The organism is Thermoanaerobacterales bacterium (genome assembly GCA_030019475.1).
Classification (GTDB): Bacteria; Bacillota; Desulfotomaculia; order Desulfotomaculales; family JASEER01; genus JASEER01.
Window position 1 is genome coordinate 1 of sequence record JASEER010000063.1, and the last position, 7,247, is coordinate 7,247.

The following is a 7,247-nucleotide window of genomic DNA, read 5'->3' on the forward strand; positions in this document are numbered from 1 at the left end:
TTCCGATCTTGCAGATTCCAGTCAAGGCTGCCGCGTTAGAGGACCTGGAGCCCACGGACACCGCTCCCGGAATCAAGACGGTGCCGGCCAGGACCGTCGTGAGCACCATCCACGAAGGATCTTACGAAGCGGTCGCAGCCACCTACCAGACCCTTTTCGGCTGGCTTGCGGCGCGGGGCTTCAGGATGGCCGGCCCGCCGGAAGAGGTCTACCTGACCGATCCCGGCAACACCCCGCCGGAAAAAATGCGGACCGAGATCCGTTTCCCGGTGGTCAGGAAAGAACACTGACGCCGGCCTCTCGCCTATGCTGGTAACCGCTTTTCGGGTCCGCGGGGAGAAGAGGGCCGTTTCCCTTCCGCCGGGAAGCTTAACAGTAACGGATACGCCTTCCAGACTGCATGGGGGGCGTATCCCTTTTTTTTTTACGGGAGCGCGATTTGTTTCTTGACGAATACTAAAATCACTATATGATATAAATAACATATAATCGTCCAAAGCGAGGGAGAGATATGGCAGCATCGGTCGCCCGCAGGCTTTCGTTTCTGGACCGTTACCTGACGCTCTGGATCTTCCTGGCAATGGCCGTCGGGGTGGGGGCCGGCTACGTTTACCCGGCCATCGCCGGCTTCTGGGGCCGCTTCCAGGTGGGCACGACCAACATCCCGATCGCCGTCGGCCTGATCCTGATGATGTACCCGGTCCTGGCCAAGGTCCGCTACGAGGAACTGCCCACCGTCTTTCTTGATAAAAAGCTTCTCACCCTGTCATTGATCCAGAACTGGGTCGTCGGCCCGATCGTCATGTTCGTGCTGGCGGTCCTACTCCTGCCCGACAAGCCGGATTTGATGGTCGGCGTGATCCTCGTCGGCCTGGCGCGCTGCATCGCCATGGTGCTGGTCTGGAACGACCTGGCCGGGGGGCACCGGGAATATGTCGCCGGGCTGGTGGCCTTCAACGCCGTCTTCCAGGTGCTGACCTATTCCGTTTATGCCTATATCTTCCTGACGGTTGTTCCCGCGTGGTTCGGGCTTTCCAGCGTGGCAGTGAACGTCTCAATGGGCGAGATCGCCAAGAGCGTGTTCATTTACCTGGGTATACCCTTCATCGCCGGCTACATCACCCGCTCGGTCCTGGTCCGGGCCAGGGGACGGGACTGGTACGAGGCGCATTTCGTTCCCCGCATCAGCCCCATCACCCTGGTCGCCCTCCTTTTCACCATCCTGGTGATGTTCTCCCTGAAGGGCCAGGTCATCGTCTCCCTGCCGCTGGACGTGGTGCGCGTGGTCATCCCCCTGACCCTCTACTTCCTGGGAATGTGGTTTATCACCTTCTTCATCGGGAAGTGGATCGGCGCCGACTACCCCCGGACGACGACCATCGCCTTCACGGCGGCCAGCAACGACTTCGAACTGGCCATCGCCGTGGCCGTCGCCGTCTTCGGCATTCACTCGGCGCAGGCCTTCGCCACGGTGATCGGTCCCCTGGTGGAGGTGCCGGTGCTGATCGGCCTGGTCAATGTCGCCCTGTACTTCAGGCGTAAGTATTTTCCACATGAGCTGCAAGAACCCGCCGAGGTCCGGTTCGGTGGTACGAATCGGAGTTAGGAATGCAGCGAGAACGGGGAGGAGGTGTTTCGACTGGATAAGGGCGGAACTATCCTTGTTGCTACCTGCTCGGGAGCCTCGAACACCGGTGCTCTGGCGGAAGAGGTCGCCGAGCGCGTGGCGGGAGCCGATGATCGCGCCCGGTTGGTGTGCCTGGCGGCAGTGGCCGCCGGCAAAGAGAGCGCGCTGAAGAAAGTGCGGGAGGCGGCACGGATTGTGGTCATCGAAGGCTGTCCGATGCGCTGCGCCACCGAGATCCTGCGCCAGAGCGCCGGCCGGGAGCCGGATATCGAGGTGAGCATTACCGATCGCTACGGCATTCAAAAGGAGTCGCGCCGCCGGTTCAGGGAAGAAGATGCCGCCACGATTGCGGGGGACATCATGACCGTCCTTGAAAAGTGGTAAGGCGGCGGGCCGGGCGCGGTCACACTGAGGGGAGGGAGCACGGGATGTTGTTCAAGAACGCGAACCCGTCCGGGCCGAAGCCCACCCTGGTTTCCATCGGGGGCGCCAAGGTGGGCATCATCGGGCTTGATGAGGCGTTCGAGGCGGTGAGGAAAAAGTCGTTTGCGGATGACGCCGCTCTCGGTGACGCCCTCATCGCGCTGGTAAAAGAGAAGAATTACATTCCGGCCTCGGCCCTGGACGAGTACCGCAAGGGTCTGGTGCGTGCTTACAAGGTCCGTTACGGTCTCCCGGTGGATCTTACGGACGATCCGGGGGGGATGCTGGAAATCAAGGTGGTGGGGCCCGGCTGCCCCCAGTGCCGCAAGATGTATGAGGATGTGCTTGCCGTGCTGCAGGAACTGAACATCCAGGCCGATGTGGAGAAGATCGAGGATCTGGCGGCCATTGCCTCTACGGGGGTGCTGCTGACGCCGTCCTTGATCATCAACGGCCAGGTCCGGGCGGCCGGGAGGGTGCCGTCCAAAAAGCAGCTCGCGCAGTGGATTGAGACGGCGGGAAAACAAAACAAATAGGGAGGTTTCAATGATGAGCGAAAAGCCCAGCGTGGAACAGATCCTTCGGAAAATGGAGCAGCAACTGGGAGCCGAACCCTTGCCGATGAAGCTTTTGGCACAGCTTTCGCCCGAGACCGTTTACGACCACGTCGCGATGCGGCAACATGTGGACACCCGACCCAGTATTCCCGCGAAGGGGAAAATGCTGATGTTCGTGGCCACGGCTGCCGCTCTGGGTTCGGAGTTCTGCACCCGCACTTATGCCCGATTGGCCCTGAAGGCCGGAGCTTCGGCCGAAGAGATTACGGAGGCCCCTGGTCGTAGCGCGGTTCGTCAAAGCGTCAACGGTTTGGGCGACGGCCGTCCCGGCCATGGAGCTTTTGGTCGCGGCCAAGAAGGAGGCCGCTTCCGCTGAGTGATCATTAGTCAACAATGAGGGAGACGAAAACTATGCCGGCGACCGCCCTGCAGAGCGTGGCGCGTTTCTTCGACCGCGCCATGCTGTACCTGATCCTGGCGTCAATCGTTCTCGGCCTTGCCTTCGGCCTCGCCTTACCGGGACATACGCAGGGGCTGAAAGCGTACATCAACTTCACCCTGTTTTTGATGCTTTATCCGATGATGGTCGGCATCCGAGTGGAGCAGATCACGAAGGCGGTGAAGAACCTGCGCGCCATCTTGTGGTCGGTTCTGCTCAACTTCATCGTCTCCCCGCTGATCGGGTTCCTGATCGCCAGGACGCTTCTGGTCCATACGCCCGCGCTGGCCGTCGGGCTGCTGCTCCTGAGCGCGACTCCCTGCGCGGGGATGGTGGCCGGCTGGACCGGTTTCGCGCGCGGCAATGTGCCGCTGTCCCTGGTCATCGTCGCTCTGAGCCTCACCCTGAGTATTGTGACCATTCCGTTGACCATGCTGGTCACGGCCGGTTCCCTGGTGGCCGTCGACGCGGCGGCGATGTTCAAGGGGACCCTGCTGGTGATTCTCTTGCCCCTGGTCGCCGGCGACCTGACACGCCGGGCGATCATCGCCGCCAGGGGGGAGCCGGGCTTCCAGGCCATCCGCCCGATCCTCCCGCCCCTTTCGATGCTCGGCATGTTCTCGATCATTCTCATCTCGGTGGCCATGGGCGCGCCGAAGATCGTCGCCCAGTGGCACCTCATCCTGCTCATCGTTCCGGCGCTTGTTCTGTTCTATGTTCTTCAGATGGGACTCTCCATCTGGCTTGCTCCGCGCACCGGCTTCGCGCCGCGCGAAGCGGTGGCCTTGGTCTACGCCGTGGTGGGCAAGAACGTTTCCCTGGCCGTCGGGCTGGCCACGCACTTTTTCAGTCCTCTCACGGTCACGATGCTGGCCATCAACCCGATGATCCAGGCGCCGGCGATGGCCTGGTTTTTGCGCTGGTCGACACGCCACTGGGACCTGCCGAAGGACGACGGCGTTTCCCGGCAGGCCGCGACAGGGGTCGGCGGTGCCGCGGGCATTGCCAAGCTGACTGGTAATCAGAGGGGAGGCGGACGGTGAAACAGCGTAAGTGGCTGTGGGTCGCCGTGATACTGGCGGTTGCGGTTGTTGCGGCAATCGGATCCCTCCGGGGCGACCGTGCGGCAACCGTTCCGGAGGGCGGGGAACGGGGCAGGGTGGCCGACCTGGTTGAGCCGGCTCTGCAGTCGGGGCGGCCGGTGGCGCTCGTCCTGACCTATCAAGCCGACTGCTGCGAGAGCACGAGGCGGTTTTTCGCGGAACACCGCGCCGCCGTGGAGAGCCTGGAGCGCGCGTACGGACAAAAGATCTCCTTTGTGTGGGTGGATGTCGCCCTCTATAACGAAACGGACCGCCGGGGGTTGCAAAAGCTGGCCCGGGACTTCCAGGTGACCGCCATCCCGGCACTGGTCATCGTGGATGGAGCGGGCGGGACGGTGGGCAAGTTCGAGGGGCAACTGGATGAGACCGAGGCGCGAGGGCTCCTGGATCGGCTGGTGGCCGGGCGATGAACCTGGATACAATTGTCGGGGCTTTGAATCACTTTGGTCCCGTATCCGCCGGACTTTTCTTCGCCGGGGGGTTCGTGGCGGGACTGAGCCCGTGCACCCTGCCCACGGTCTTCTTTGTGGTTGGTTACGCGGGCGGATACGGCGGTGAATCCCGCCTTCGAGCGGCCGTTTTTTCTCTGGCCTTTGTTCTTGGACTTTCCCTTACCCTGGCGGCGATGGGCGGCCTGGCGGCCCTGGCAGGCGGATTCTTCCAGCAGAACAGGCTTATCCTCATTTTAACAGGGGGCCTGTTGCTGGCCATGGGCGCCCATTTGCTGGGGATTCTTCCCTTGCCGGAACTGCCGGCTGTGGGCTTGCGCGGCGGGAAAGCGCGGGGCGTTTGGGGCGCTTTCCTGATGGGTGTGCCTTTTGCCTTTGTCGCTTCACCCTGTACCGCTCCGGTTACGGCCAGCGTACTTGCCTGGGTGGCCGCCACGGGGAATATCTGGCTGGGTACGGGCTTGCTTTTTTGTTACGCCCTGGGGCGAAGCGTTCCCTTGTTTTTTGCCGGTACGTTTACCGGGTTACTGCAAAACCTCGACGTTTTCCAGCGATCCAGCCGTGCGCTTCAGAAAGCGGCCGGAGGGCTGCTTGGCGGGCTGGGCCTCTGGCTTCTTTGGTCTCAACTGATCGGTTAATTCTGGGGGAGGCGGGAGAACAATGTGTCTCGGCATACCGGGGAAGGTTGTTCAGATCGGTCCTGACGGGAATACAGCGACAATCGAGGTCATGGGCGTGCGCCGGACGGTGAACACTTTTCTGGTGGGAGTGGTGGAGCTTGGGGAGTATCTGATGGTACATACCGGTTTTGCCATTGAAAAAGTCGATGTCGCGGAGGCGGCGGAAAGAATCAAGCTCTGGCAAGAAATACTTGCCGCCGGGGACGCTGCCTGGCAGGAAACCGAGCCGCGACCGCGATGACAGGGTACCGAAGCAGCTGAAACAGACCATCCGGTGAAGGTACCCTGGCAAAGGAGGTTGTGGCATATATGTTGCCCATCAATGCATTGGAGGGGGATAATAATGCAGGTATTCGAATCACGGGAGTATTGGGTGGGGCTGATCCGGATGAGCCTGTCCAGGTTCTTTGTTTTCCACGTCCTGTACTCCGGGCCCCTCCACGGCTACGAGATCACCAGGAGGGTGGCGTCGTTGACCGGGGGCTGCTGCGCGCCGACCGAGGGAACGATCTACCCCATCCTCCGCGAACTGGAGGACGGGGGATATGTCACGGTCGAGATCCAAGCGACGGGAGCCCGGGAACGGAAGGTTTACACGCTGACCGCCAGGGGGCGGGAAGCGTATCACATGGCCGCCGCCTGCTGGCGCGAGGCAGCGGGATATGTGCTGCAGGTGGCAGGTAAAGGTCACGATCGATCAAGAAAGGGAGGAGTGGGTACGTGTTTGAGCTAAACAGCCTGGTGGAAACGGCACGTTTTTTCGGCATCATCTTCGGCGAGCTGGTCCTTCTCTTTATCGGTATCTCGTTCCTTGTGGGCCTCTTACAGGAGTTTATCCCTCCGGAAAGGATCAAAAGCATCCTTGAACGGCAGAGAAGGGGCGTCGGTAATTTTATTGGCGCCGCCCTGGGCGCCGTAACGCCCTTCTGTTCCTGCTCGACCATCCCCATCCTGATCGGTCTTCTCAACGGCGGCGCTCCTTTCGGAACGGCGATGTCATTCTTGATCGCCTCGCCGCTCCTGAACCCGGTGATCATAATGTTGCTCTTGGCCCTGTTGGGTCTCAAGGTGACTGCTATGTATAGCGTTATCACCTTTGCCGGGTCGGTGGCCACCGGGGTCCTCTGGGAGAGGTTGGGGTTGGCCGCCGACTTCAAGGGCGCAGGACAGCCTGCGCCTGCATCCTGTTGCGGTGAAGCTCAGTTAATTAGTTTAGGAGCGCCACAGGATCTCCGCGCCAAGCTACGGCGCTCCCTCCAAGGCGCAATGGACCTCTTCCGTCAGGTGTTCTGGTACCTGCTCCTGGGAGCGGCCATCGGAGCCCTGATCTACGGTTTTGTGCCGGAGAGGCTGGTGGTCTGGGCCGCCGGGCCGCAAAACCCGCTGGCGATTCCCGTGGCAGCTCTGATCGGGATACCGATGTACCTCCGGGCCGAAACCATTATCCCGATCAGCGCCGTGCTGATCGGCAAGGGTATCAGCCTTGGGGCGGTAGTGGCCTTGATCATCGGTGGGGCCGGGGCCAGTATCCCCGAGGTCCTGCTCCTGGCTTCGATATTCCGCCGGCGCCTGGTGGTGGCTTTTGTAACCACGGTTCTGACCGTCGCCGTGGCCGCCGGCTACCTCGTTGAACTGATCCTCTAGATACCCCGAACAAAGGGTGTGCAAGAACAAGGGGCCGCGCCCCGAAGGAACGCGCCCCCTCGCTTCGGCCTACATTTCCTCTTCGATATACTTCTTGATGTCATCCTTGCTGGGGACCTTGCCGATTACCTTTACCTTACCGTTGACTATCAGAGCAGGGGTTATGAAGACATTGTAATCGGTAATGGCGTTCACATCCGTTACCTTCTCAATGTTGGCGTCGATCTTCATTTCCGCCACCACGCTGGTGACCTCCTGCTCCAGGGCCTTGCACTTCTTGCATCCCGGACCCAGGACTTTAATGTCCATGCTTTCTTCTCCTTTC

12 protein-coding genes are annotated in these 7,247 nt (G+C 61.2%); 11 read left to right on the top strand and 1 reads right to left on the bottom strand.

What is annotated here, in order from left to right; translation table 11 throughout:
- The 11 genes from QMC81_11340 to QMC81_11390 form a co-directional block, all read left to right on the top strand.
- Nucleotides 1-290: GyrI-like domain-containing protein (locus tag QMC81_11340; GenBank protein MDI6908063.1), on the top strand; the 290-nt coding region annotated here is incomplete at its 5' end.
- Nucleotides 291-511: 221 nt separating this feature from the next.
- A complete protein-coding gene (gene arsB, locus QMC81_11345; protein ID MDI6908064.1) occupies nucleotides 512-1,606 on the top strand; it encodes an ACR3 family arsenite efflux transporter in 1,095 nt (364 codons plus the stop codon).
- Nucleotides 1,607-1,630: 24 nt separating this feature from the next.
- Nucleotides 1,631-2,011, top strand: a complete 381-nt coding sequence (locus QMC81_11350) for a putative zinc-binding protein (GenBank protein MDI6908065.1) — start codon at nucleotides 1,631-1,633, stop codon at nucleotides 2,009-2,011.
- A 44-nt stretch (nucleotides 2,012-2,055) separates the two neighbouring features.
- Nucleotides 2,056-2,586 carry a thioredoxin family protein gene (locus QMC81_11355; protein MDI6908066.1) on the top strand — a complete coding sequence of 177 codons (531 nt, stop codon included), beginning with the start codon at nucleotides 2,056-2,058 and terminating at the stop codon, nucleotides 2,584-2,586.
- Nucleotides 2,587-2,599: 13 nt separating this feature from the next.
- On the top strand, nucleotides 2,600-2,983 hold the full coding sequence (locus tag QMC81_11360; GenBank protein ID MDI6908067.1) for a carboxymuconolactone decarboxylase family protein: 384 nt from the start codon (nucleotides 2,600-2,602) through the stop codon (nucleotides 2,981-2,983).
- 35 nt (nucleotides 2,984-3,018) lie between these two features.
- Nucleotides 3,019-4,089 (top strand): bile acid:sodium symporter, encoded by a 1,071-nt coding sequence (locus tag QMC81_11365; protein ID MDI6908068.1) that lies wholly within the window; start codon nucleotides 3,019-3,021, stop codon nucleotides 4,087-4,089.
- The gene (locus QMC81_11370; GenBank protein MDI6908069.1) at nucleotides 4,086-4,559 is read left to right on the top strand and encodes a hypothetical protein; all 474 of its coding nucleotides are present in this window, start codon (nucleotides 4,086-4,088) and stop codon (nucleotides 4,557-4,559) included. The genes QMC81_11365 and QMC81_11370 overlap by 4 nt, the downstream gene beginning before the upstream one ends.
- A complete protein-coding gene (locus QMC81_11375) occupies nucleotides 4,556-5,236 on the top strand; it encodes a cytochrome c biogenesis CcdA family protein (protein ID MDI6908070.1) in 681 nt (226 codons plus the stop codon). Before QMC81_11370 ends, QMC81_11375 begins: the two co-directional genes overlap by 4 nt.
- A gap of 22 nt (nucleotides 5,237-5,258) precedes the next feature.
- Entirely contained in the window at nucleotides 5,259-5,519 is a 261-nt protein-coding gene (locus QMC81_11380; GenBank protein ID MDI6908071.1) for a HypC/HybG/HupF family hydrogenase formation chaperone, read from the top strand.
- 102 nt (nucleotides 5,520-5,621) lie between these two features.
- The gene (locus QMC81_11385) at nucleotides 5,622-6,011 is read left to right on the top strand and encodes a PadR family transcriptional regulator (protein ID MDI6908072.1); all 390 of its coding nucleotides are present in this window, start codon (nucleotides 5,622-5,624) and stop codon (nucleotides 6,009-6,011) included.
- The gene (locus QMC81_11390) at nucleotides 5,999-6,922 is read left to right on the top strand and encodes a permease (protein MDI6908073.1); all 924 of its coding nucleotides are present in this window, start codon (nucleotides 5,999-6,001) and stop codon (nucleotides 6,920-6,922) included. The genes QMC81_11385 and QMC81_11390 overlap by 13 nt, the downstream gene beginning before the upstream one ends.
- Nucleotides 6,923-6,991: 69 nt before the next feature.
- On the opposite strand, the gene QMC81_11395 is transcribed toward QMC81_11390, so the two are convergent.
- A partial coding sequence (locus QMC81_11395; GenBank protein MDI6908074.1) for a thioredoxin family protein occupies nucleotides 6,992-7,247 on the bottom strand: 256 nt, incomplete at its 5' end.

Coding starts and splice junctions, on each gene's coding strand:
- QMC81_11385 (MDI6908072.1), top strand. CDS start 5,622: ATGCAGGTATTCGAATCACGGGAGTATTGGGTGGGGCTGATCCGGATG.
- QMC81_11380 (MDI6908071.1), top strand. CDS start 5,259: ATGTGTCTCGGCATACCGGGGAAGGTTGTTCAGATCGGTCCTGACGGG.
- QMC81_11365 (MDI6908068.1), top strand. CDS start 3,019: ATGCCGGCGACCGCCCTGCAGAGCGTGGCGCGTTTCTTCGACCGCGCC.
- QMC81_11360 (MDI6908067.1), top strand. CDS start 2,600: ATGAGCGAAAAGCCCAGCGTGGAACAGATCCTTCGGAAAATGGAGCAG.
- arsB (MDI6908064.1), top strand. CDS start 512: ATGGCAGCATCGGTCGCCCGCAGGCTTTCGTTTCTGGACCGTTACCTG.
- QMC81_11355 (MDI6908066.1), top strand. CDS start 2,056: ATGTTGTTCAAGAACGCGAACCCGTCCGGGCCGAAGCCCACCCTGGTT.
- QMC81_11375 (MDI6908070.1), top strand. CDS start 4,556: ATGAACCTGGATACAATTGTCGGGGCTTTGAATCACTTTGGTCCCGTA.